The organism is Haloarcula sp. H-hyl2 (assembly GCF_056934385.1).
Genome location: NZ_JBRIIJ010000002.1, coordinates 878,342 through 902,513, shown reverse-complemented (window position 1 = coordinate 902,513; position 24,172 = coordinate 878,342). Strand labels below are relative to the sequence as shown.

General features: G+C 65.1%; 18 protein-coding genes. 12 read left to right on the top strand and 6 right to left on the bottom strand.

Translation table 11 applies throughout. The features are described from left to right. Positions 1-16: 16 nt before the first annotated feature. The gene (locus tag Hhyl2_RS14425; protein ID WP_483551466.1) at positions 17-1,672 is read right to left on the bottom strand and encodes a CRTAC1 family protein; all 1,656 of its coding nucleotides are present in this window, start codon (positions 1,670-1,672) and stop codon (positions 17-19) included. Between the two features lie 2 nt (positions 1,673-1,674). Beyond that, positions 1,675-2,988: a DUF7405 family protein gene (locus Hhyl2_RS14420; RefSeq protein ID WP_483551465.1), complete on the bottom strand. Its 1,314-nt coding sequence runs from the start codon at positions 2,986-2,988 to the stop codon at positions 1,675-1,677. Positions 2,989-3,162: 174 nt separating this feature from the next. Between Hhyl2_RS14420 and Hhyl2_RS14415 the strand changes: the two genes are divergently transcribed. Genes Hhyl2_RS14415 through Hhyl2_RS14395 form a run of 5 tightly spaced genes read left to right on the top strand, consistent with a single transcriptional unit; the run spans position 3,163 to position 9,199 of the window. Further along, positions 3,163-4,980: an ABC transporter substrate-binding protein gene (locus Hhyl2_RS14415; RefSeq protein ID WP_483551464.1), complete on the top strand. Its 1,818-nt coding sequence runs from the start codon at positions 3,163-3,165 to the stop codon at positions 4,978-4,980. A 21-nt stretch (positions 4,981-5,001) separates the two neighbouring features. Next, entirely contained in the window at positions 5,002-6,006 is a 1,005-nt protein-coding gene (locus Hhyl2_RS14410) for an ABC transporter permease (protein ID WP_483551463.1), read from the top strand. Then, complete coding sequence (locus Hhyl2_RS14405) at positions 5,993-7,006, top strand: ABC transporter permease (protein ID WP_483551462.1); 1,014 nt, start codon at positions 5,993-5,995, stop codon at positions 7,004-7,006. Before Hhyl2_RS14410 ends, Hhyl2_RS14405 begins: the two co-directional genes overlap by 14 nt. A 1-nt stretch (position 7,007) precedes the next feature. Next, entirely contained in the window at positions 7,008-8,099 is a 1,092-nt protein-coding gene (locus Hhyl2_RS14400; RefSeq protein WP_483551461.1) for an ABC transporter ATP-binding protein, read from the top strand. Further along, on the top strand, positions 8,096-9,199 hold the full coding sequence (locus Hhyl2_RS14395; protein ID WP_483551460.1) for an oligopeptide/dipeptide ABC transporter ATP-binding protein: 1,104 nt from the start codon (positions 8,096-8,098) through the stop codon (positions 9,197-9,199). Before Hhyl2_RS14400 ends, Hhyl2_RS14395 begins: the two co-directional genes overlap by 4 nt. 39 nt (positions 9,200-9,238) lie before the next feature. Here Hhyl2_RS14395 and Hhyl2_RS14390 read toward each other — a convergent pair whose 3' ends face one another. Then, positions 9,239-9,703, bottom strand: a complete 465-nt coding sequence (locus tag Hhyl2_RS14390; RefSeq protein WP_483551459.1) for a DUF5518 domain-containing protein — start codon at positions 9,701-9,703, stop codon at positions 9,239-9,241. Positions 9,704-9,785: 82 nt separating this feature from the next. On the opposite strand from Hhyl2_RS14390, the gene Hhyl2_RS14385 reads away from it, so the two are divergent. Then, complete coding sequence (locus Hhyl2_RS14385) at positions 9,786-10,790, top strand: NAD-dependent epimerase/dehydratase family protein (protein ID WP_483551458.1); 1,005 nt, start codon at positions 9,786-9,788, stop codon at positions 10,788-10,790. 57 nt (positions 10,791-10,847) lie between these two features. Here Hhyl2_RS14385 and Hhyl2_RS14380 read toward each other — a convergent pair whose 3' ends face one another. Beyond that, on the bottom strand, positions 10,848-11,306 hold the full coding sequence (locus Hhyl2_RS14380; RefSeq protein WP_483551457.1) for a universal stress protein: 459 nt from the start codon (positions 11,304-11,306) through the stop codon (positions 10,848-10,850). A 122-nt stretch (positions 11,307-11,428) separates the two neighbouring features. On the opposite strand from Hhyl2_RS14380, the gene Hhyl2_RS14375 reads away from it, so the two are divergent. Continuing rightward, on the top strand, positions 11,429-11,662 hold the full coding sequence (locus Hhyl2_RS14375) for a hypothetical protein (protein ID WP_483551456.1): 234 nt from the start codon (positions 11,429-11,431) through the stop codon (positions 11,660-11,662). A 5-nt stretch (positions 11,663-11,667) separates the two neighbouring features. On the opposite strand, the gene Hhyl2_RS14370 is transcribed toward Hhyl2_RS14375, so the two are convergent. Then, positions 11,668-12,534: a HEAT repeat domain-containing protein gene (locus Hhyl2_RS14370; protein ID WP_483551455.1), complete on the bottom strand. Its 867-nt coding sequence runs from the start codon at positions 12,532-12,534 to the stop codon at positions 11,668-11,670. Positions 12,535-13,564: 1,030 nt separating this feature from the next. Here Hhyl2_RS14370 and Hhyl2_RS14365 point away from each other — a divergent pair. From Hhyl2_RS14365 to Hhyl2_RS14345, 5 genes are all read left to right on the top strand, one after another. After that, positions 13,565-14,590 (top strand): amidohydrolase family protein, encoded by a 1,026-nt coding sequence (locus tag Hhyl2_RS14365; protein ID WP_483551454.1) that lies wholly within the window; start codon positions 13,565-13,567, stop codon positions 14,588-14,590. A gap of 642 nt (positions 14,591-15,232) precedes the next feature. After that, positions 15,233-15,448 carry a DUF7511 domain-containing protein gene (locus Hhyl2_RS14360; RefSeq protein WP_483551453.1) on the top strand — a complete coding sequence of 72 codons (216 nt, stop codon included), beginning with the start codon at positions 15,233-15,235 and terminating at the stop codon, positions 15,446-15,448. Positions 15,449-15,609: 161 nt separating this feature from the next. Beyond that, the gene (locus Hhyl2_RS14355) at positions 15,610-16,587 is read left to right on the top strand and encodes an ABC transporter ATP-binding protein (RefSeq protein ID WP_483551452.1); all 978 of its coding nucleotides are present in this window, start codon (positions 15,610-15,612) and stop codon (positions 16,585-16,587) included. Then, complete coding sequence (locus Hhyl2_RS14350; RefSeq protein WP_483551451.1) at positions 16,584-17,381, top strand: ABC transporter permease subunit; 798 nt, start codon at positions 16,584-16,586, stop codon at positions 17,379-17,381. The genes Hhyl2_RS14355 and Hhyl2_RS14350 overlap by 4 nt, the downstream gene beginning before the upstream one ends. Positions 17,382-17,484: 103 nt before the next feature. Continuing rightward, a complete protein-coding gene (locus tag Hhyl2_RS14345; RefSeq protein WP_483551450.1) occupies positions 17,485-22,683 on the top strand; it encodes a PAS domain S-box protein in 5,199 nt (1,732 codons plus the stop codon). On the opposite strand, the gene Hhyl2_RS14340 is transcribed toward Hhyl2_RS14345, so the two are convergent. Continuing rightward, positions 22,684-24,000: an FAD-dependent oxidoreductase gene (locus tag Hhyl2_RS14340; RefSeq protein WP_483551449.1), complete on the bottom strand. Its 1,317-nt coding sequence runs from the start codon at positions 23,998-24,000 to the stop codon at positions 22,684-22,686. It abuts the gene before it with no gap. Positions 24,001-24,172 lie beyond the last annotated feature (172 nt).

The following is a 24,172-nucleotide window of genomic DNA, read 5'->3' as shown; positions in this document are numbered from 1 at the left end:
GCGCGCTGACGGGCCGCTATCCGCCGGAGGCGGTCCGTGCCGTGACGACGACGCCGGATTTCGTCAACCGGAGTCGCTGGTCGGCGGCGACGCCCTCGAACCGCCGTTCGGTCCCGTCGGGCCAGCGGACGTGGACCGTCGCCGTCTCGTGGTCCCCGAGACCGACGTGTTCGACCCGCGAATCCTGCGAGAGGTAGTCGACGTTGGCCGTCTGCCGGACTGTCTGTTCGGTGTCGCCGGCGGTGACAGTGACGACGGCACCCAGCGCCGTCGCTCCCTGCTCGTCGACCGCACGGAACTGGAGGCTGTGCCGGTCGGCGGCAGCCGTGTTGTCGTAGACGACGAACCGACTGTCGTAGGTCGCGACGACGAGTTCCTGGGCGCCGTCGTGGTCGTAGTCCAGCGTCGCCAGCCCCCGGCCGTCGGTCTCTCGCATGCCGTTGGCGGTCTTGTTCACGCGGGTGAACCCCTCGCCATCGGTCGACTGGAACACCATCGGATACGTGTAGACCGGGTCGCTACGGTTTATCCTGACGACGTGCTGGGTCGTGTGGACGAGGTCGCGGTCGCCGTCGTTGTCGAAGTCCGTCGCGCTCGCGGCCCACCCCCACCCGCCGTGGCGGACGCCGAGGTCGTCGGCACGGTCACGGAACCCGCCGTCGCCGTCCGCGACCAGGAGCGTGTTGCCCTTCGTCCGACTGGAGTGGATGACGAACTCCAGCAGTCGTTTCAGCCGGTCGTACCGTTCCTCGTCCATGTTCTTCTCTAGGTCGGGGAACCAGATGTTCGAGACGAAGACGTCGGGACGGCCGTCACCGGTCACGTCCGCGACCTCGGAGGCCATCCCGTTCCGGGCCGTCGCGCCGCCCAGCGAGCGGTGCTCGAAGGTGCCGTCGCCGCGGTTGACGTACAGTGTGTCGTTGTTGTAGTCGTTGGCGACGTGGATGTCCGGCCGGCCGTCGCCGGTGAGGTCGACGAAACTCGCGGCCAGACTCCAGTGGTTCCCCCCGACGGTGTCGGTCTCGACGCGCCGGAACTCGCCGCCGACGTTCTCGTAGAGGTAGTTGGGGTTGCCGTTGTCCTCGGCGATGGTCGTCTCCAGGTTGAAGTAGCCCGCCGGCTTCCGGTCGCGCCAGGATCCGGACTGGTAGACGAACAGGTCCGTGTCCCCGTCGCCGTCGTAGTCCGACGCCGTCGCACCGAGCGGGTAGGTGAGGTTCCCGAGGCCGTAGTCGGTCGGTTCGAAGGTCCCCCGGTCGTTGTCGAACGCGTGGACCGTCCCGTCGCGAGCGAACAGGAGCAGGTCGGGCCACCCGTCGCGCTCGACATCGACGAAGGCCGCGCTCTTGATCTGGCCCTCGACCGACGGCAGCGCGTCGCTCCGGACGAACGTCCCCTCGCGGTTCTCGAACAGCGTCGGGCCGTCCCCCCCGATGGCGAGGACGTCGGTCCAGGAGTCGTTGTCAACGTCGGCCGTATAGACCCCGGAGTTGCCGCTGCCGACGCCGCTGCCGGTCGCCTCGTACTGGAGGCCCGACGAGGCCGTCACGTTCTCGAACTCCAGTCGCGGTTCCTCCGGGTCCGGGTCGCCCGATCCGAACCCCCCGGCACCAGCACACCCGGCCAGAACGAGCAGCACCGACAACACGACCGCCGAAACACCTCTCCGCATCGTCAGACCACCGGGAGCGCCCAGGAATCGCGCGGTGGGACGAGGTAGCTGCCCCGCCGGAGCGTCTCCAGGTAGTCGACGATGCCGTGGTCCTCGGCGGGCACGTCGAAGTCGTACTCGTCGACGTTCATCGCCCGCCGGGTCTCGACGAAGTCGGCCATCGTCGCCTGCACGGAGTTGAACTGGAACCCGGCACCGTCGTGGACGGTCGTCGCGACGCCCTCGGTCCGACGGAGGATGCGCGTCTCGAAGTCGTCGTCACGGGCACGGGCCAGTTTCTGGGAGTGGCCGACCCGGCCGCGTTCCTCGGCGTGGGCGTCGAGGTTCTCGACGTCGGCTTCGGTGATGTCGCTGTCGCTACCGAGTTTCTCGCCGATGGGGCCGACGTCGTCGGAACTGTGGGCCGGGCAGAACATCTCGGCGGTCCGTTCTTCGTGGCGCTGGTCGTACCAGCGGTCGAGGTCGATCCGGAGCGTCGAGGACGCCAGCGTCGTCCCGCCGGCGAGGGGGCCGTCGTCGATGGTGACGCGGTCCTCGCTGGGGAGGTTGTCCCGGAAGCCGGACTTGAACCCCATCGACAGGGGGGCGTCCTCGGGGATGTCGTCGTTGTCGAGTTTGTCGGCCGGCAGGCCCTTGCCGATGTAGCCGGTGTGGCGCCCGGCCTTCGAGAAGACGCCCTCGAACGTCGACTCGACGGCGAGACCGTTGATGGTCTCGACCTCGCCGAACAACGCCGCCTCCGCTTCGAGGACGACCGACCCGACGTCGCTCGTCAACACCATGACTGCGTCGTAGGCGTCGGCCCTGGCGGGGTCCTCACCGACCGCTTCGAGGACCGACTCGGGCGTCGTCACGGCCTCGGGGACGTCCCCGACCTGGTCGAAGTACCCCGGCGCGTAGCCGAGCATGAACAGGAGGCCGCGGTTGAACGCTGCCCCGGCGTTGCCGCCCGTCCCCCACTGGAAGGCGTGGTCGAGCAGCGCGAGGGTGTCGGCGACCTGGGTCCGTTCGGCCGCTGTCGGCGGCGCCGACCCCTCGTAGGAGAGGCCGACCACGACGAGTTGCTGTGGGGGGACGGTGTTCCCGTGGGCATCACGCACCAGGAACTCGCCCCAGCGGTGCTGCCCGTCGGGAACTGCGTCAGGGTCGCCCCGTGGGAACGTCGGTTCGGTGTCGGTCTGTGTCGATTCGGTCTCGACGTCGAGTTTAGACTGCTCGCTGTCGAGGCACGCCGAGAGGGCGCTCGTCCCGCCGATAGCCACCGCCGCTTGGACGAAGCTCCGGCGAGAGAGGCCCCGTGACTCGTCTGGGCGCATTGGCTGTGGTACCGAATGACACGTGTTAATTCTTTCGCTGTGCGGACTCTGGCCGGCCACGCGAGACCGACGGTCGCCCCGACCGAACTCACTGGTCGTCGGTACCACTGGACCCGTTGTCGATGATTGACCAAAACATTTAATGCAGGTTAGCGGACTCGTCTGACTGTACGCATGTCCAACGCGACTGACGACTATAGCGACCTGATTAGCCGACGGAAGTTCGTTCAACTGACAGGAGTCTCCGGCGCGGCGGCGCTGGCCGGCTGTGGCGGTTCCAGCGACGACGGTGGCGCGACGGAGAGCAGCGGTGACGGTAGCTCCGATGGGAGCTCCGGAGACTCGTCCTCGACCGACAGTCAGGGCGGGTCGGGTGTCATCGACGCCACCCTCACCGGGGCGACGAACAACGGCGTCCCGTCGAACCTCCACGTGAACCCGATGGCGACACAGAACTACGACTGGATCGCCGGCAACCACCTCTTCGAGCGGTTCGCCGCCTACAACTTCAGCACACAGGAGTTCGAACTGGCCGGCCTCTCGGACTGGTCGTTCGAGGGCAAGACGGTCACACTCTCACTCCGGGACGACCTCAAGTGGGACACCGGCGACGACGTGACGGCCGGCGACGTCATCCTGCAGTTCAAGCTGATGAAAAAGACCGGAGCAACGCTGTGGGACTTCGCCGAGAGCGTCGAACAGGGCGAGGACGACAAGACGGTGGTCATCAACCTCAAGCAGCCGTCGAACCCGCTGATCATCAAACACACGCTGGCGAACGGGGACCTGCGCATCCACGGCTACCAGCCCGTCTTCGAACAGTTCCTCGACAAGGACGCCGCAGCGATCCAGCAGTTCGCCTGGGAGGAGGACATCCACGGCAACGGGCCGTTCAGTTTCGAGTCCAAGAACGACCAGGCATGGACCCTCTCGCGTAACGACAGTTTCTACGACGCCGACAAGATCAATTTCACTGGATACGAGCTCCTGAACCGCCAGGACAACACCGCCCTCCAGCAGGGCCTGATGGGCGGCGGCCTCGACGTCGTCACGAGCCTGTTCGCCCCGCCGAAGATCGTCGCGAACTTCCCGGACCGCGTCGAAGAGGTCTCTCTCCCCGCGAAGTGGGGCTACGGGGTCATGTTCAACCACGACGACGAGGACTTCGGTAAACGGAAGGTCCGTCAGGCGGTCGCACACGTCGTCAACCGCCAGCAGGTCGCCGACAACGCCGGCCCGCGGACCAAAAACCCCGCGCCGAAGGTCACCGGCATCGCGCCGGCCGACCAGAAGTCGTGGCTCGGCGACGCCTTCGGGAACTTCGAGGGCTACGGCATGGACGCCACGCAGTCGAAGAAAGCCGCGACCCTGCTGCGCGAGGCCGGCTACTCGAAGTCCAACGGGAAGTGGCGCGACGGCGACGGCAACACCCTCGGCGGGAGCTACGTCACGCCGGCCGGCTGGACCGACTGGACGACCGCGACCAACACCGTCGTCGACCAGCTGAACGCCTTCGGGTTCGACTTCGAGATCAACTCGCTGCCCGGTGGGGACTACTTCGGCGCGTACATCGAGTCCAACTTCAAGATGGGCGCCTTCTACTGGCTCCCCGGCGGCGCCCGCTCGTCGTTCCCGTACTTCCCGCTGCGCTGGCAGATGGCCAACCCCGACATCGACCGCGGACACAACTTCCCCGAGGGCGAACACACCGTCCCGTCGATGGACGGCTCGGGCGAGACGACGCTGAACCCGATGGAGGAGATCCAGCAGGTCGCGACGATGCAGGACCAGGCGAAGGTCTCCGAGACGGTCACCCGCGTCGCGTGGCACCACAACCAGAACCTCCCGATGCTGGGACTGGTCGGCAAGTTCGACCAGTCGTGGCTCACCGACGCCGAGTGGAACGTCGTCTCGGAGGACGACGACGCCCGGGGCGTCAAGTGGCCGTCCCACTGGCTGCCCAAGCAGGGCAAGCTGAGCGCGACGAAGTAACACCACGAGGAGACAGACGCAATGGTCAACTACTACGTGCGACGGACCGCCAGAGTGTTCGTCACGATCTACCTCGTGGCGTCGCTGACCTTCGGGCTGGTCCGGTTGCTCCCTGGCGGTCCGTTCACGCTGTTGCGCGCACAACTGCTGCGCCAGGGCGTGCCGGCCGAGGAGGTCGACGCCAGGATCGCGAACCTACAGAACATCAGGCCCGACGCGCCGCTGTGGCGCCAGTACCTCGACTACATGGCCGCGCTCGTCCAGGGAAATCTCGGCGAGTCCATCTCGCTCAGCGAACCCGTGACGTCGGTTCTGGCCAGTGCGGCGCCGTGGACGATCTTCGTCGTGCTCGTCTCGACGATACTCGTCTTCGTCGTCGGCATCTTCCTGGGCTCGCTGCAGGCCTACTGGGAGGGGACCCGGTTCGACCAGCTGGTCTCGGGTGTCTCGATCTCGCTGATGTCGGTGCCGTTCTACGTCGTCGCCGTCATCATGCTGTACATCTTCGCCTACCAGTTCGGTTGGCTCCCGACGGCCGGGACGGTCGCCAACGGCGTCGAACGGGAACTGGGCGTCCCGTTCGTCCTCAGCGCCCTGAAACACAGCGTGCTGCCGATCCTCTCGTACACCCTGGGTGCCGCCGGCGGCCAGGCGCTCGCGATGCGGGGTAACAGTATCCAGGTGCTGGGCAACGACTACGTGCAGGTCGCGCGGCTCCGAGGGCTGTCGGACCGCCGTATCGCGACGCGGTACGTCGCCCGGAACGCCATCCTGCCGATGTACACGGGGTTCCTGCTCCTGCTCGGCTTCCGCCTGGGCGGGACCGTCATCCTAGAGCAGATATTCTCCTACACCGGCCTGGGCTACTACATGATCTCGGCGCTGAACGCCAACGACTACCCGCTGATGATGGGGACCTTCCTCGTCATCACCGTGGCGCTCGTGCTGGGCGTCTACGTCGCCGACCTGACCTACAGCAAGATCGATCCGCGGATCAGCGCAGGTGAGTCAGATGAAGCATACTGAATCCGACAGCGTCGACTGGCGAAGCGAGAGTTCGTCGGCCCCCGAGATGACGACCGGCGAGCGGGCCAGAGAGGTGTACGAGGAGCGGATCCGGACGCCGCTGCTGGTCGCCTGGGCCGACTGGCGGACCCGACTTGGCTTTCTCATCCTCGGCGGCTACCTGCTGCTGGCGCTCGTCGCGGTGCTGGGGCTCTGGCGGGAACCGTCGACCAGCCAGGCGCCGCGGTACCTGATGCTGTTCGAGAACATGAAATACCCCCTCGGGACGACCGCCTCGGGGACCGATCTGGCGGCGCTGATCATCCACTCGACGCCGGCCATCCTGTTGATGATCACGGCGGGCGCCGTCTGGGCGACCGGCGTCGCCGTCGCCATCGGGACGCTGGCCGGCTACAAGGGCGGCCGCGTCGACCGGACGCTGATGTCCTTCTCGGACCTCGTGATGGCGATTCCGGGGCTGCCGCTGGTCATCATCCTCGCGGTGACGCTCAACCCCGAGAACCCCATCCTGCTGGGGATCATCATCAACATCAGCTACTGGGCCGGCCTGGGCCGGTCGCTGCGCTCGCAGGTGCTGACTATCCGCGAGAACGACTACGTCGAGGCCTCGCGGACGATGGGCGTCAGCACGCCCCGGATCATCGCCAAGGACATCATCCCGAACCTGATGCCGTACGTGACCGTCAACTTCGTGTTCGCCGCACGCTACGTCATGTTCGCCTCGGTCGGGCTCTACTTCCTCGGCGTGTTGCCCTACTCCACCCAGAACTGGGGCGTGACGCTGAACTTCGCCTACAGCGGCGGGGCGCTGTTCTCCTGGAGTGCGGCCCACTGGCTGCTGGCCCCGATGGTCGCCATCATGGGCCTCTCGCTCGGGCTGATCCTCCTGGGCCAGGGGATGGACCGCGTGTTCAACCCCCGTGTCCGGACCCGGATGGCCGGCGAATCGAAGTCGACGGCGACCGACGACGAGGACAGCGGCGTGACGGAGGTGCTCTGAGATGCCACCGGAGACGACAACACAACAGCGACCCGGCGACCCGGCAGCGGCGACCGACCCCATCATCGAGATGCGAAACGCCGCGGTCACCTACGACGACGGCGAGACGTTCGTCCTGGACGACGTGAGTATGGCCGTCGAGCGCGGCGAGGTGCTGGGCGTGGTCGGCGAGAGCGGGAGCGGGAAGTCGATGTTCGCGTCGGCGATGCTCGACGCGATCCCCGATCCCGGCCGACTCTCCGGCGAGATCCTCTATCACAAGGCCGACGGGACGACCATCGACATCCTGGAACTCAGCGACGAGGAGCTCCGCCAGTTCCGCTGGGAGGAGGTCTCGATGGTGTTCCAGGGCGCGATGAGTTCGTTCAACCCGACGATGAAGGTCGGCGGCCACTTCAAGGAGACGCTGAAGGCCCACGACGCACACGTAAGCGAGGGCATGGAGTTCGCACGCCAGCTCCTCTCGGACCTGTATCTCGACCCCGAGCGGGTGCTGGACTCGTACCCACACGAACTGAGCGGCGGGATGCAACAGCGGGCGCTCATCGCGCTCTCGCTCGTCCTGGAACCGAACGTCCTGGTGATGGACGAACCGACGGCCGCGCTGGACCTGCTGATGCAGCGGTCGATCCTGATGCTCCTGCAGGAACTCCAGGAGAAGTACGACCTGACGATGGTGTTCATCACCCACGACCTGCCACTGGTGGCCGCGCTGGCCGACCGGATGGCCGTGATGTACGCCTTCGACCTCATCGAGGTCGCGCCCCGGGACCAGCTCATCGGTAACTCCGGGCACCCGTACACGCGTGCGCTGCTCAACTCCACGCCGAACCTCGACGCACCACTCGAAGAGATGACAGCCATCGAGGGGCAGAGTCCGGCGCCGATCAACGTACCGTCGGGCTGTTCGTACGCCCCACGCTGTCCGCTGGCGACCGAGGAGTGTCGCGAGACCGATCCCGAGTTCTACGACACGGGGGACGGCCACAGCACGGCCTGTCACCACTGGGAGGAGGCCCGGTGGTCGATCGAACTGAACTTCGAGTCGTTCGACGCCGGCGATATCGTCGACGATTCGGGGGAGCGCTCATGAGTACACCCGACCACACCGCGGATACGACCACGCGGACCGACGCCGACGCACCGCTCGTCTCGCTGGAGGACGTCGAAGTCCACTTCGAGAAAGATCAGGGACTGTTCGAGTTCTTCGAGGAACCGGACGTCGTCAGGGCCGTCGACGGCATCTCGCTGGACATCGAGGAGAACGACGTCCTCGCGCTCGTCGGCGAGAGTGGCTGTGGGAAGTCGACGCTGGGCAAGACCTGTATCGGGCTCCAGCGACCCACCAGCGGGACCGTCCGCTACCGCGGCCAGGACGTCTGGGCGGCCAACGACGGCCACGGTGACGTCGACATCCCGTTCGAGGAGATCCGGTCGTCGCTCCAGATCATCCACCAGGACCCCGGCAGTTCGCTGAACCCGAACCAGCGGATCGTCGACATCCTCGCCCAGCCGATCAAGCTGACCCACCCGGAGGTCGGCGCCAGCGAGCGCCGCGAGCGAATCTACTCGCTGCTCGAACGCGTCGGGATGAACCCGGCCGCGGACTTCGCCGACCGCTACCCCCACCAGCTCAGCGGCGGCGAACAACAGCGTGTCGCGCTCTCACGGGCGCTCCTGATGAACCCGGACCTCATCCTCGCCGACGAGGCCATCAGCGCGCTGGACGTCTCCCTGCGCGTCGAGATGATGGACCTCATGCTGGATCTGCAGGACGACTTCGACACGTCGTTCGTGTTCATCTCCCACGACCTCTCGAACGCGCGGTACTTCGCCGAACACGGCGACGGTCGTATCGGCGTGATGTACCTCGGGGAACTGGTCGAGGTCGGTCCCGCGGAGCAACTCATCGAGGATCCCGGCCACCCGTACACGAACGTCCTCCGGTGGGCGACGCCGGACCTCTCGCTGAACTCGGCCGGCGCGAGCGAGCCGCCGATGCGCAAGATCGACATCCCGGACCCGGTGAACCCGCCCAGCGGGTGCCGGTTCCACACGCGCTGCCCGGAAGCACGGGAGGTGTGTCGGGAGTCCTGTCCGTCCCTGACGGGCGAGACGGGCGAGCACCGCACCGCGTGTTTCCGGTCGCAACCCGACCACGACTACTGGGACAGCGCACCGCTCGAAGACTGAGCCGCGGTCACTCTTCTCTCTCGCCGATCCGTGCGCTCGCTACGACCGTCTGTACGGGTGCGGGTTGAGATGATCCGGGACGAGCCAGCGCCGACCGAGGACGCCGACGGCGCCTCCGACGAGCCCGGCGAAGCCGTAGATCGGGACGAACAGGATGACGCCGACGCTGCCGTAGAACGGCGCCCAGTAGAGGAACAACTGTCCAGACTTGGCGTGCCAGAGCACGCCGAACGTGATGGCGGCCAGGACAGCGATCACGACCACGCCGAACGCGCCGGCTCGCAGGCCCGCGACCATCCCGTCGTAGCTGTTGGTCCCGAGCGCGAATCCAGCAGCGAGGCCGCCGACGATCCCGCCGCCGTACATGAACGCGGTCCCCCATCCGGTGAGGAGGTACGCCACGAGGACGTACAGGACGACAGTCATCGTCCCGAACGCGGTCACCCACCAGGGACGGCCGAGCAACTGCGCGACGTACTGTCTGTGAACGTAGCTCGAACGCATATCGGTGCGTCGGCACAGTGCTGTAAATAACTTTGGGCGAGGCGGACCACAGCGTTATCAGGGCCACGGCCGTCCGTCCGTCATGGACGTACTCATCATCGGCGGCACGGGGCTGATCAGCACGGGAATCACGCGCCAGGCGGACGCCGCCGGCCACGACGTGACGGTGTTCACGCGCGGGGAGACCGACGCCGACCTGCCTGACGCCGTCGACCACGTCACGGGCGACCGGACCGAGCGAGCGGCCCTCGAACGAGCGCGTGACACGGTCGACCCCGAGTGTGTGATCGACATGGTGGGCTTCGAGCCAGCCGAGGTGGAGACGGCCATCGACGTCTTCGGCGGCGTCGACCAGTACGTCTTCTGCAGTACCGTCGACGTCTACCACCGGCCGGTCGCGACGATGCCGATCCGGGAGCGGGCCGCTCGCGAACCACCGGTCAGCGAGTACGGGGCGAACAAGGCCGCCTGCGAGGACCGGCTGTTCGACGCCTCCCGGACCGACGGCTTTCCGGCGACGATTATCCGACCGTGGCACACCTACGGCGAGGGCGGCGACCTCATCGACACGCTCTCCAGTGACGCCTACGTCGACCGGCTCCGGTGCGGGAAGCCGATCGTCGTCCACGGCGACGGGACCTCGGTGTGGGCGCCGTGTCATCGCGACGACGTGGCCGCGGCGTTCGTCGCCGCCATCGGGAACCAGGAGGCCATCGGCGAGGCCTACCACACGACCGCGACCGAGCCGATGACCTGGAACCAGTACCACCGGCGGGCAGCGGCCGCCCTGGACGCACCAGAGCCGGAACTGATCCATATCCCGACCGACGCGCTGCGCCGGGCGGTCCCCGACCGTGTCGGCCCGCTGTGCGACCACTTCCAGTTCTCGACGGTGTTCGACACGACGAAGGCAGCACGGGATCTGGGGTTCCGGCAGACCGTCTCCTGGGAGGACGGGGTCGAACGCACGGTCGCCCGCCTGGAAGCCGACGACGCGGTCGACGCCTGGGACAGCGACCCGGAGTACGACGCCGTCGTCTCGGCGTGGCGCGACGCGACGGCGGGGTTCGCCGCCGCGTTCGAGTAGACCAGCCAGGAGCACGCTTCGGCGACAGACGACACAGCACGGCTATCGGCCGTCGGCTCACTCGGTGACCAGCGTCGTGTAGCCGTCGAAGTTGAGGACGACCCGCTGTGCGACGTCACCGAACACGGCCTTGCCGGTCGGTGACCGGGACTGGCCGACGACGAACACGTGGTCGCACTCCCGGTCCGCGGCAGCGTCGAGGATGTGCTGGGCGCGGTCGGTCTCCGAGTCGACGGCGACGGTGATCGTGCTGTCGACGTCGCGTTCGCCCGCGACAGACTCCACGAACGCCGCTGCGTCCGCCGCGGCACCCTCGATGACCGCCGAGTGGTCGTAGGCGACGTTCTCGACGCGGCCGACCGATTCGAGGGTGTCGACGTCCGCGTCGTAGTCGGCTTCGTCGAGGTGCCACAGGACCACGAGTTCGGCGTCGGTCCCCGCGGCACAGTCCATGGCTTCCGCCAGTAGTTCGCGATGCATCTCCGTCTCTCGAAGGCTTACCAGACCGCGTCTCATACAGCCGGGATTCCAGCTTGCAGTGTATAAAACTACCGGGCAGCGGGGGTCGCCCAGGTGCGTCGCCGGCGTCGGCCCATTTCGACCGGGACGTTAATGTGGATAGGGACGGACGTGAACCTATGACATTCGCGAAGTACATCCTCGACGCGACCTGCGAGCAGCGCAATCAGATCCCGCTCATGCTCGCGGTCGTCCTCGTGATGGGGTTCCTGCTGGCGTTCTCGTTCCTGTTCCTGCAGCCGGGGACCGCCGCCTACGTCATCGCACTCGTCGACCTGCTCCTGGTCGCTGGCTGTCTCGTCGCGTTCGGCGGGACCTACTGGTACTGTACGAAGCGAGCGATGGACGACTGACCGGGTCAGGCGTCGAGGAAAGCGGCTGTCTCGTCGGCGAGTGCTGCGACATCGTCGTCGGGGTCCGTCTCGGCGACCTCCCGGAGGACGTCGGCGTGGCGCTCGTCCTGAAGGTGTCCGAGTGTCTGGACAGCACGGGCACGTACCACACGTTCGTCGGTGTCGAGACACGCGACCACTGCGTCCGCGACCGAGTCGACGGCGCCGGGCGATGCCTGCCCGATCGCCGCGAGGACGTCCAGTGCTGCCCCGCACACGACCGCGTCGTCGGCGGTCGTGAGCTCGGCGACGGTCTCGACGTGCTCGGTCAGTGCCGACGGATCCGCTTCGGCTGCCGCCACGACGACGTTGGCGAAGACCTGCCTGGCGACCCGTTCGTGCTTGCGTTCCTCCTGTTCGTGCTGCCGTATCGTTCGCTGCGTGACGCGGTCGTCGACACACGCCGCGACCGACTGTCCGTCGTCGGTGGCTGGTGGGCTGGCGAGTCGCTCCAGCAGCGTCCCGACGATTGGTGTACAATGACTCGGCCGCTGCCGAGCGACAGCCGCGAGCAGTTGCGCACCCGCGACCTGAACGCCCCCGAGTGTCGCGTCGGCCAGCGTCGCAGCGTCGTCGAGGACACCTGTGACAGCGTCGGGGTCGGTCGTCGTAACCTCGGTGAGCGCCGCGGCGGCGGTCTGGACCACGCCGGGGTCGTCGTCGTGCAACGCACGCCCGAGTGCGTCCACGAACGGGCGAACGGCGTCGACGTCGTCGGCCGCAAGCGTTTCACAGACACGCGCCCCGCGCTGACGGACGGATGCACGGTCGGCATCGAGCGCAGCCAGCACGGCCGACGAGTCGACCGACTCGGGCGTGACGTCGTGCAGCACTACCTCTCGGAGAGGAGAGTGGCTAGTACCGGACATATACACCTGTTTCCGTGCGGACCGTGAAATACGTACCGGTGCGTGAACTGTTTCCAGGTGTCGCTACGCGGGTGGATGGGGAAGTGGAGATCACGCGGTGGCTGCGTGACCTCCCGAAGATGACACAGTGGTGGTGGTGGTGGTGGTGCAACCGGGCTGTCGACCCTGTGACTGACACAGCTCTCGCTGGACTGCGAGAGCATGCGACTGGAGCAACGGTACTCCATTCGTGACATTGTCACGCCCTCATATAAAAGTAGTTGTTTAGACGGCAGCCCCCACGCCCCCGGTGTCACCCGGAGCGACTTCCGCTTATCGCCGGTGGCAGCGACGGCGAGCAGCACCGCTCACGCCCGCCACCCACCGACAGAGGGTCGTTTACTGCTAACCTACGAAGTCTGTCAGTACTTCATTTCAGATTGGTATTTCTGCAAAGGCAGTACTGAGAAGGTGCTATTTAGCCAGTATTATGTCATGTATTCAGTGAACTAAAACAATTCGTAACAATACTCGTCCCCGGTTCACCGCCAGCCGGATTCCACACCGACGGCTATCATAACACAAGTACGCATGTTATCCTACGGGACCTGCCGGTCCAGTGAATGGCGCTGGTGAATCGGACCCCCGAGAGACGAGGAATCGCCTCTGGAGCAGGAATTGAATTGCTATTTTCGGACAGATACAGACAAAATAACCGACATCAGGATTTTCTGTTTTCAAATATCGTGTCTAGTTTCACCCGAATATATTTATACCTATTTTTCTCCAATTCCTCTATATTATACGCATTTTCCTACCTATATTTTCCAATCGATAGTTGTAGTCTCCTATAGAGCGCCGATTTAGTTCTACAGATCTGGTGAATGACTATCAACCCCAAGCCAGTACTGTATTATCCCGTAGTGATCAGTGTCTCCAGTCTGGGTCGGTACGTGGTTCGTTTCGTCCGGTCGGTCGTCACGGGACACATATACCTCGCTTCCCTCGTCGTCGTATGGAAGAGATCGAGGGAACGATCCTCGCCGGGCGGTCGTTCGAGCCGATCCACGGCCGCGTCGTCGTCGAACACGGCCGTATCACGGCCGTCGAGGAGACACCCGAGCGCGACAGCGAGACGGACCGTATCGTCCTGCCAGCGTTCGTGAATGCACACACCCACGTCGGCGACTCGGTCGCCAAGGAGGCAGCCGTGGGACTGGGTCTAGAGAGGGCGGTGGTACCCCCAGACAGCCTGAAACACCGCCGGCTGGCGGCCGCCGACCGCGAGACGCAGGTTACGGAGATGCACCGCACGCTCCGGTTCATGGAGCGGACCGGTACCGCAGCGTTCCTCGACTTCCGCGAGTTCGGTATCGAGGGCGCCCGGACGCTGCGCGAGGCGGCCGAGGGACTCGGTATCGACGCCTTCGTGTTCGGGAGCGACGACCCCGCGGTCCTCGACGTTGCCGACGGATTCGGTGCCAGCGGCGCCACCGACGAGGATTTCACTGCCCGACGGGCGGCCGTCAGGGAACGCGGCGCGCCGTTCGCCATCCACGCTGGCGAGCCGAACGCCAGCGACATCCACCCGGCACTGGACCTGGACCCGGACTTGCTGATCCACATGGTCCACGCCGAGGCCGACCACCTCGAACGGGTGGCCGACCAGGACGTCCCGATCGCGGTCTGTCCGCGTGCGAACCGCGTCCTCGACGTCGGCCGGCCGCCGATCGAGACACTGCTTGAGTACACCGACGTCGCGCTCGGGACTGACAACGTGATGTTGAACGCCCCCTCGATGTTCCGCGAGATGGAATACACCGCGAAGACATTTGACCTCCCTTCGCGGACGGTGCTGCGGATGGCGACGACCGCTGGCGCCGAGGCTGTGGGGCTAGACTGTGGCGTGATCGAACCTGGCCGCAGGGCCGCGTTGCTGGTGCTCGACGGCGATTCGGACAACCTCGCTGCCACCGCAGACCCGGCCGATGCGGTGGTCCGGCGGGCAGGTGCGCTGGACATCGAGCGGGTCGTCTGCTGAACGGACTGCTGGGCCTGTCGGACTGTTCATACCCTGGTTCTCGATGGACAGCCGCGACACGATTCCTGTCCTCCTAGGGATGGAGTCTAACGAGGACAGAGAGGGATTATCGTAGCAGTCCAGAGATGTCTCCCCTGAAATCGAATTCCGACACCGGACCGGAGGGCTCGATTCCTCCGGTCGGCTACGATAATCCCGAAGAGTAACCTCAATCGTTCAGCAGTGTCGACAGCGACACAGCGAACAGCACTTCCGAAAGTGTCTCGACACCAGAACGAGTCTTACGACGGCGGCTCACCGCGCAGCGGGGCGATGTCAAAAATTATCGAGAGGACGGAGGTGGGGAGGGGAGAGCACGAAGCAGCCAGGTGGAGGGCGTCAGAGGGCAATTGACTCCACCTCGGCTGCCGCCAGTGGGTGATCGGGGGAGGGGGCAAGCATGTCGGATATTTTTCGGGGACCGCCTCCGACTGGCGGCTACCTGCACGTACTTGCCGGGAGGTAATCAACCCCCCCAGCGTGTCTCAGACGCTGAAACACTGGAGTTGTTTTCTGTCGGTGGGACAACTGGAGAGAGACGTCTGTCTCAGTTCCCGAAACGCTGCTCCCCGTCTTAGTATCCTGGCACCCGTTGTTCCAGATATGACCGACTTCGATGTCCGAGATGGAACTGTGTCCTGGGTCGAGGAGCAGACCCAGCGGCCCGAGGAGGAACCAGCACCGTCCCGGTTCGATGTGGTTCTAGACCCCAAATCCAACCGTGCCACCTTCGTTTCGAATCGCACTGAGGCTGACACGACAACTGCGTGGATCACTGCCGACGTCGAGGTGCTCGTAGACGTGTCCGAAATGCAGTGAGGGCACGCTCTCGATGGGGCCTCGTTCGGTGATCTCTGGCGCTCCAGTGTCCGTTCCCTCGTCGAAGTAGAGTCGCGAGAGTTCCGTGACAGACCCGAACAGATCTACCGGACCCAGAGACAATCACTTTATTGCCACCGAGATATCAGGTCAGAAATACGATGCCCTCCATCGAGACGCATGGTCTCACGAAACGGTACGGAGACGATATCGTCGCTGTCGATGGTCTCGATCTCACGGTCGAGACTGGCGAGATCTTCGGCTTTCTCGGGCCGAACGGTGCCGGGAAGTCGACGACGATCGACCTCCTACTCGGATTCACGCCACCGTCAGCCGGACACGCGGAGGTCCTCGGGCAGAGCGTGACGGATGATCGAACAGCCGTCCGTCGCGACATCGGCGTCCTTCCCGAGGACTACGCGCTCTACGAGACACTGACAGCCAGGGATCACCTACAGTCGCTGATCCGTCTGAACGACGTCGAGGACGACCCGGAACGGCTGCTCGATATCGTCGGCCTCGACCCGGGGGACCGCAACCGGCCGACGGGGACCTTCTCGAAAGGGATGCGACAGCGGTTGGTGCTGGCCATCGCGCTGATCGGCGATCCGGATCTCCTGATCCTCGACGAGCCGTCGTCGGGCCTGGACCCAGCTGGAATGGCCAACGTACGCGCTCTCGTCCGTGACGTCGCAGCCAGCGGGACGACGGTCTTCTTCTCGAGCCACCACCTCTCCCAGGTGGAGGCAGTCTGTGACCGTCTCGGCATCCTCGACGACGGTCAGCTTACGGCGGTTGATACTATCGACGGGCTCCGCGAACGGATCGGCGGCACCGAACGACTCCGGATGGATCTTCATGCGGACCCGACCACTGAAACGCTTGCGCAGATCCGGGCACTCGACGGCGTCGTCGAAGCGAGCGCGAGAGACACACAGATGACCGTCCGCTGTGGCAAACCGGGTGCCAAAGCTCGGGTTATCGCGACGGCCAACCGCAACGCCACCGTCGCTGACTTCTCTGTAGAGACAACCTCGCTGGAAGAGCTCTTCGACGCCTACACTGGTTCGGATCCGAATGAGACCGGTGACGGCCACAACCGCGATTCGCCCCGACAGCACAGAGGGACATCACCGTGAGCATCTCAGACGTAGCGCGACACGACTTGCTGACGGTTCGTCGGTCGCTGCTGCTCAAGACCGTTCTGTTAGTTCTAGGAACGGCACCCGTCGTCGGTATCGCCGTCGGCTTCGTGCTGTCAGACGACCTGACGCCGCGCTTTCTGCTGTTGTCGATGTGGCTCGTCGTCAGCGGCACCGTTCCACTCGTTTCGCTCCTGACCACAGCGCCAACTATCGCCGCGAGCCGTGAGTCCGGCCGCCTCAGGATATTGTTCACGTCGCCGATAGATCGCCAGACACTGGTCGCTGGCACGCTCTGTAGCCGCCTTCTCGTCGTCGAGGGCGCGTTGCTACTTGGTTTCGCCTGTGCAATCGGCGTCCTCCTCGCACTCTCGCTGCCAGTCTCTCCCGGGGCGCTCGCCGGCTTCGTCGGATTCACACTCCTCCTCGCCGCGACGTACGTCTCGCTCGGTGTGGCGATATCGACGATGACGAACTCACAGACACGGGCAGTTGGATCGGCTCTCGGCGTATTTGCGGCGACGCTGTTCTGGCCGCGAATCGCGGGCATACTCCATACGGTCCTGACCGGAGTCACGGGCCGTTCGTTGTCCGAGACCACGTTCGACATTGTTGGCCGACTCAGCCCGTTCGGTGCCTATAGCCAGGTCATCAGTGACGCCGGGGCGATCTACGGCGTCGCACCGACGACGCCACTGCTCGGATCCGGAGCGATGGCGGCAGTACTCGTCGCCTGGGCTGTACTCCCGCTGCTCGTGAGCTATCGGCGCTTCTCCGGCACGACCCTCTGAGTTGTACTGTGCGACGGCACCACTCCCACGGCTGCTGTGTAGTCTGAGCGCTCTGGTGGTATCTTACCAACGATTTACAGGTGTCGAGCTTCAGGTAGGAGCTATGTTTGCAGGCAGCTCTCGTTCGTTTTCGTTCCTGCTTGTGGGGGAAGATCCGGACGGGGCGCTTCGGTCGGCATTGGAACAGGGGGCCGGGCTCTCGGTCGAGGCCGAGACTCATTGGACGGACGCGACTTCGGAGACCGATTGCCTGCTCGTGAGCAGTGGCCCGGGAGAGGACGATACCGCCGACATCGTGCACCAATGGACGGCCGAACGGCCGAACACACCGGTTGTCGTCATAGGGGACGGCGACGACGAGGAACACATCGGGGACGTACTGTCGGTGGGCGCGACAGAGTGGCTTCCGCGCGGGCTGGCCGAGACAGCACCGAGTGTACTGGGAGACCGCCTGCGGACAGCGGTCGAACGGAAGCACGCACAGCGGAGTGCGCGCGAGATATTCGATAACGTCGGGGGCGTCGCCATTCTCCACGATCCGGAGACGGGTGAGATGATTCACGCCAACGAGACACTCTGTGAACTACTCGGCCAGGACAGGGCGGGGGTAGAGTCGATGGGGATCGGCGAGTTCACTGCCGATCTCCCCGGATACGACCACGAGTGGATAACGCAGGTTGTCTCGAGTGTGACAGAGCAAGATGGGGAAATCGAGATCGAGTGGCCACTCCAGACAGCCGAGGACGGGGTTCGGTGGACAGAAGCGCGCCTGCGAACAGTCCACGTCGGTGGCCGTGAGGTAGTGCTAACCACGTCGGTGGATATCACTGAGCACCGCCGAGAGGAACGGAAGTACCAGCAGGTGTTCGACAACGTCAGCGACGTCATCTCCGTCCACGACCCCTGGAACGAACGGATCGTCGACGTCAACCAGACGATGACCGAGTTGACGGGATACAATCGCGCGACGCTGCTGGAGATGGGTATCAGCGGACTCAGTGTGTCCGATGCCGGTTTCGGGTCGGGAACACCCTACGAACGACAGCAGCGTGTCGCAGCGACAGGGGAAGCCGAGACCGTCGAGTGGACGATCGAAACTGCTGCCGGGGAGCAGCGACGGTTAGAGACGAATCTGGCGCCAGCTACCATTGCGGGGGAGGACCGTGTCCTCGCCCTGTCCCGGGATGTGACCGCACGAACCGAGTACGAGCGACGGCTCGAACAGGAACGGGACCGCCGGTCGATACTGTTCGAGAACAACCCCGACCCAGTCGTCCGGGTTCGATTCGACGAGGACGACGAACCGATCATCAGAGAGGTCAACCCCGCATTCGAGGCGGTCTTCGGGTTCGCTGCCGAGGAGGTCGTCGGGGCGACTGTCGCCGAGATGCTCGTTCCGGAGGACGAACACGACGACTTCGACCGCTTCCGACGGCAAGCAGCGAGCGGTGACCGCGTCAACGCGACCGCACCACGGCAGACAGCGAGTGGAACCCGCGAGTTTCTGTTCAACGTAATCCACTTCGACGCTGGAGAGGCCGAGAACGGCGTCGCCGATGCGTACGTCTGGTACACCGACGTCACGGAACGAAAGCAGCGTGAGCGAATGGTCCGCTCCCTCCACGAGTCGACCGAAGCCGTCCAGACTGCCGAGACGGCACAGGCCGTCTACGAGGCCGTCACGGATGCCGTCAGGGAAGTTCTCGACCTGACAGCGCCGACCTGCTGGCGTGCGACGGACGACGGCCCGGAACTGGCCCCGGTTGTACACAGCGGTTCGGGGCCTGGTCACACAGCAGTATCAGCCGAATCAGATGTGATCGAACCTGGTTCGGTGCCGTACGATGCGTACCAAGCGGAGGAGCTACGCGTAATCGACCCTGGAACGGGGCCCCGGGAGAAGCAATCCGCAGAGACCGTACTCATCCCGCTCGACGGCCACGGTCTAGTCGCCGCAGCAGCGCCGGGACCCAGGCAAATCGACGCAGTCACGCTCGATGCCGCACGGATCCTCGCCCGACACGCGACGACGGCACTCGATCGAGTCCAGCAGGCTCGGGAACGCCGCGAAAGTGAACGTCGGTTCCGTCTCATCGCCGAGCACATCGACGAGATCGTCTATCTCACGACGGCCGACTTCTCCGAGATGCTGTACATCAACCCGGCGTACGAGGACATCTACGGGCGGCCTGTCGAGGAGATCTACGAGGAACCGACGTCGTTCATCGACGTCGCTCACCCGGACGACCGTGCGAGATACGAGGCCGACGTCCAGCGACTGATCGACGAGGTGGCTGCCGGCGAGCCACAGGACACGTACGACGGCCAGTATCGCATCGACCGGGACGGTGAGACGCGGTGGGTCACCGTCACCCGATTCCCGATCACAAACGAACGTGGCGACGTCGACCGCGTCGTCGGCCGCGTCGAGGACATCACCGAGCGAAAGCGCCGCGAGCACGAGTACGAACAGATCTTCGAGATGGCCGGCGACGGAATCGTCGTCCACGACCCGGAGAGCGGTGACGTGGTCACCGCCAACAGACAGGTGGCAGACCTGCTCGGCTACGACCGCGAGGCGTTCATCGAGCGACCGTTATCGGAGTTCCAGGCCACGGACGAGGGTGCCACGGCTGAGGAAGCCAGACGCTTGATCCAGGAGTCCGCCCGTGAAGGCGGACAAGAGTTCGAATGGGCTCTCGAGACAGCCGACGGTGAGACGGTATGGGTCCGAGCCAGACACGAGCCGGGTGAGATCGCGGGCGAGCAACGCATCGTCGCACTCCTGTACGACATCACCGAACGCAAGCGCCGTGAGCGGGAGTACGAACAGATCTTCGACGGTGTCACCGATTCGATCACGGTCCACGATCCTGAAACGGCAGCACTCGTCGATGTCAACGAGACGTTCTGTGACATGCTGGGCTACGACCGCCAGGAGATACTGGAGATGGGACTCACTGGATTCAGCCCGGCCGACCAGGGCTATACGATGGACCGCGCGAAGGAGTTCATCGAGACGGTCCTCGACGCCGACGGACCTAGACAGACAGAGTGGGCCGTCGAGACCAGCGACGGGGAGATCCGCTGGCTGGAGGTGAAAGGGACGAGTATCGAACTCAGTGGGGAACAGCGGTACGTCTCACTCAACCGGGACGTCACGGACCGACGCCGGAGCGAACGGCGACTCCGTGCGGTCCTCGACCGGATCGACGAGGCGATCCTCATCACGCGTGCCGAGGCGATCACCTCCGGATCACAGGCCCCCGAGTACGTGAGTTCCGGCTACGAGGATATCTGGGGGCAGTCTCTCGAAGAACTCAGCGAGGCCTACGACGAGGGGTTTTTCAGCACGCTCCATCCGCAGGACGCAGACGCCTATCGGCAGTTCGTCGAGGACATCGTCGCGGATGTTCGAGCGGGAACGGCGGCGGACAGGTACTCCCGAGAGTATCGAATCAGTCGATACGATGGAGCGACCCGCTGGGTCAAGTCGGACTACTATCCGACCGAGTGGGACGATGGCCAGACACGGCTCGTGATCGTCAGCCGAGACGTCACCGAGCGGAAACAGCGAGAGCGGCGCATCGCCTCGTTCGACGACGCGACCGACGACCTCGCCACGGCGGACACGCCCGAAGCGGCGACGCGGATAGCCGTCGAGGCGGCTGCCGAGACCCTCAATCTTCCTGCCGTTGGGGCCTTCCTGTACGACGACGACGAGGGCGTCCTCAGACCTGAGGTGCTGGCCGGTCAACTCCCCTCGGATGTGGGGGACGAGCCCGTCGGTCCGGGTGGGGGCCCACTCTGGGAGGGGTTCGCGGCTGGCACGAGCGTCACATCCGACGGAGGCGAACAGATACGGGGCTCTCGTAGCGGGCAATCCGAGTTCGGATCCACGACAGGACTGGCGGGCCTCTCGGCCTGGCGCGCGCTCTCGCTCGGAAGCCACGGCACTCTCCTCGTGGGCACTCTCGACGGGTCGTTGGGTGCGGAGTCGGTGCAGGCCGCCCACGTGCTCGCTGCGACGCTGGAGGCAGCACTCAACCATCTCGAAGGCCAGCGACGACTCGCCGCTCGAGAGGAGGAACTTCGGACACAGACAGAGCGAGCGGAGCGGCTGGACCGTATCGCCCGCCTCACACAGCGGGTCGAGGCCGCGATCACCGAGGCCTCGAGCAGTGCCGACGTGGAACAGGCAGTCTGTGAACGCCTCGTCGATACGGGTCCGTACGATCTGGCGTGGATCGGCGGCGTCGACGCCGGATCCGACCGTCTCGTCCCCCGCGCTATCGTCGGGGCGACGGCTCAACACGTCGAATCAATGGATCTGACGACGGCAGGTGAGACTGTGGATCCACACCCCGCAGTCGAGGCCTGGACGAGCGACCAACTGCAGGTCGAGGACTCGCTCGTCGGCGACGGCCCAGCGGACGACTGGCGGCGCCTCGGTCTCTCCGAAGGACACCAGTCCCTCTGTGCGGTCCCGCTGACCTACGACGACATCACGCGTGGCGTGTTGACCGTGGGCTCCGAATCACCCAACGAGTTCGGCGAGCGCGAACGCGACGTCCTCTCCCAACTTGGCGCCACCATCGCAAACGCGTTGGCGGCAATCGAGCGCCGCCGAGCCCTCGAATCCGACGAGACAGTCGAACTAGAGTTCTGCGGTGACGGCGAGGCACTCCCGTTCGCGCAGGCGGCGACCGAAGCGGACTGTCGCGTCAGGCTCGAACGAACCGCTGCTGGACAGGCGGGCTCCACGAGCCTCTATTTCAGTTTCGAAGGCGATGCACCGACCGACGTGGTCGAGATCGCCGAACAGCGCCTCCCCGGGGCAGTCGACATCGTCACTGACGGGCCGGCATCGACCCTGGTCGAGGCGCATGCGACTGACTGGTTCGGCTCCCCGATCGCCGAATACGGGGGGATTCTCCGGGAGGCTGTCGCAGACCCCAGCGAGACGACCATCCTCGTCGAGGTCCCGCGAGAAGCAGATGTCCGCTCGTTCGTCGAACGGATTCGGGACGTTGCCCCGTCGCTTGCACTCACCGCCCAGCGTCAGCACCAGCGCCAGGACCGGACACCATCCGAACTGAGCGAGCAGGTCCGGGCAGCGCTCACCGACCGGCAACTCGAGGTGGTCCGAACAGCACTCACTGCGGGGTACTTCGAGTGGCCCCGTGAACACGACGGGAGCGAGGTCGCTACTCGGCTGGATATCACACAGCCGACGTTCAACAAACACCTCCGACTCGCGGAGCAGCAGACGTTCGAACTGCTGTTCGGCGAGGCCGACTGACTACCGGGACCAGTCAGCGGGGCTGGCGCCCGCCGACCGGACCGCCTGGAGCCGACTATCGAGGAACGACCCCAGCGTCAGTTGTCGGAGTTCAGCGACCCGCTCCAGTACTGCCGGGGCCGATTTCAGGGCCGGGTACGCGTGGTCGTCTCTCGTTTCACGTACCGTCTCTCGGAGCGTGCGAAGCCGCTGGTAGCGCTGGCGCGTGTACGCATCGATCACCTCCGACACCGAGCGGTTCTCGCGCGTCAGTTCGGAGAGAAATCTGAGACCACTCTCGATGCCGAACCAGATCGAAAACCCGGTCGCTGGCGCCGTCGGATAGGCCGCTGTGCCACAGGACACTACCCGATCGGTTCCCCACCGTGTCCGGTCGCTCCCTCCACAGTTGACGCACTGACGAACACTGGTCGACCCCCACTCATCTCCAGGAGGGGGGCTGATCCCCATCTCAGGGGCGCTCTCGTCGGTCAGGGCGTGGAAAACGTCGCTGGGTGAGGCCGAAGCAACTGCTAACTGCGGGATCGTGAGACGGACGAGCGTTGCCTCGCCGCCAGCGACGGGGAGTCGTTGCACGACCGCGTTCGGATACCAGACTTCCCGAACCGGTAGCGAGTCGACTGGCTGCGTGTCGGCCACCGCTTCGTACTGTACCAGCGTCGCTGTATCTGGCTCCTTCGTGCGTGCCAGACGACGAGCCACGCCGTCGAGAGTGGCATCGACGAGCACGTCGAACCACTCGGTGATGCCGTCCTCGAACGCGACTTCCAGGCCATCGTCCCGTGCCGAGAGCGTGGCAAGAGCGCGATCAGTACTGCGCTGTCGATCCGGAAGCGTCGCTTCGAGGGTCTCTGTGAGCCACTGCGTATCCACGACAGCTGCCCCCGGATCACTCGGTCTGTTGGACACCGAGCTGACAGACGACGGCTCCGCCGAGATGCTGGCCTGTTCGAACGAGATCCGTTGGACTGGAACCCCGTGGTCGGACGAGGCTGTGTCGATCGCGAGCGAGTCCATGACACTGCACGCTGACTGCGAGAGGAACGTCGCTCGCGACGCGATAGAACCACTGGACTGGCGCACGAGTAGTGGATCGTAGCCCTGCCGATGGAGCAAGCGGGTGAGTGTGAGCCCGACGACGGTATCTCCCACGACGAGCACCTGTCTATCGCGACGGGGGTCGCTGGCGTCGGTTTCCAGTAACCAGTTCTGTTCTGCGACGCTGTCGGGGGTGTGTTCCTCCCGCTTGGTAGCTGACTCGGTTCCGCCGTCAGTTGCGGGAGTGGCTGTCGAGTCCGGACACTGGCCGGAAGTCATCTCGCTGGCCTCCCTCGGCTACCCGGACGGTAGTTGAGACGGTGGTGACGTGCGTTGCCGGAGGGCGATGCGTCTAGGTGAGGTGCGGGGTGGCGACGTCGTTCGGAGGGCCGACAAATCCGCATACAGTTGTTCTGGTCGGTTCGCATCGCATCTAAGTCCCCACTCCGTG

What these genes read in the sequence shown, in the direction of transcription:
- Hhyl2_RS14425 (WP_483551466.1), bottom strand. Translation starts at nt 1,672, where the DNA reads ATGCGGAGAGGTGTTTCGGCGGTCGTGTTGTCGGTGCTGCTCGTTCTG.
- Hhyl2_RS14420 (WP_483551465.1), bottom strand. Translation starts at nt 2,988, where the DNA reads ATGCGCCCAGACGAGTCACGGGGCCTCTCTCGCCGGAGCTTCGTCCAA.
- Hhyl2_RS14415 (WP_483551464.1), top strand. Translation starts at nt 3,163, where the DNA reads ATGTCCAACGCGACTGACGACTATAGCGACCTGATTAGCCGACGGAAG.
- Hhyl2_RS14410 (WP_483551463.1), top strand. Translation starts at nt 5,002, where the DNA reads ATGGTCAACTACTACGTGCGACGGACCGCCAGAGTGTTCGTCACGATC.
- Hhyl2_RS14405 (WP_483551462.1), top strand. Translation starts at nt 5,993, where the DNA reads ATGAAGCATACTGAATCCGACAGCGTCGACTGGCGAAGCGAGAGTTCG.
- Hhyl2_RS14400 (WP_483551461.1), top strand. Translation starts at nt 7,008, where the DNA reads ATGCCACCGGAGACGACAACACAACAGCGACCCGGCGACCCGGCAGCG.
- Hhyl2_RS14395 (WP_483551460.1), top strand. Translation starts at nt 8,096, where the DNA reads ATGAGTACACCCGACCACACCGCGGATACGACCACGCGGACCGACGCC.
- Hhyl2_RS14390 (WP_483551459.1), bottom strand. Translation starts at nt 9,703, where the DNA reads ATGCGTTCGAGCTACGTTCACAGACAGTACGTCGCGCAGTTGCTCGGC.
- Hhyl2_RS14385 (WP_483551458.1), top strand. Translation starts at nt 9,786, where the DNA reads ATGGACGTACTCATCATCGGCGGCACGGGGCTGATCAGCACGGGAATC.
- Hhyl2_RS14380 (WP_483551457.1), bottom strand. Translation starts at nt 11,306, where the DNA reads ATGAGACGCGGTCTGGTAAGCCTTCGAGAGACGGAGATGCATCGCGAA.
- Hhyl2_RS14375 (WP_483551456.1), top strand. Translation starts at nt 11,429, where the DNA reads ATGACATTCGCGAAGTACATCCTCGACGCGACCTGCGAGCAGCGCAAT.
- Hhyl2_RS14365 (WP_483551454.1), top strand. Translation starts at nt 13,565, where the DNA reads ATGGAAGAGATCGAGGGAACGATCCTCGCCGGGCGGTCGTTCGAGCCG.
- Hhyl2_RS14360 (WP_483551453.1), top strand. Translation starts at nt 15,233, where the DNA reads ATGACCGACTTCGATGTCCGAGATGGAACTGTGTCCTGGGTCGAGGAG.
- Hhyl2_RS14355 (WP_483551452.1), top strand. Translation starts at nt 15,610, where the DNA reads ATGCCCTCCATCGAGACGCATGGTCTCACGAAACGGTACGGAGACGAT.
- Hhyl2_RS14345 (WP_483551450.1), top strand. Translation starts at nt 17,485, where the DNA reads ATGTTTGCAGGCAGCTCTCGTTCGTTTTCGTTCCTGCTTGTGGGGGAA.
- Hhyl2_RS14340 (WP_483551449.1), bottom strand. Translation starts at nt 24,000, where the DNA reads ATGACTTCCGGCCAGTGTCCGGACTCGACAGCCACTCCCGCAACTGAC.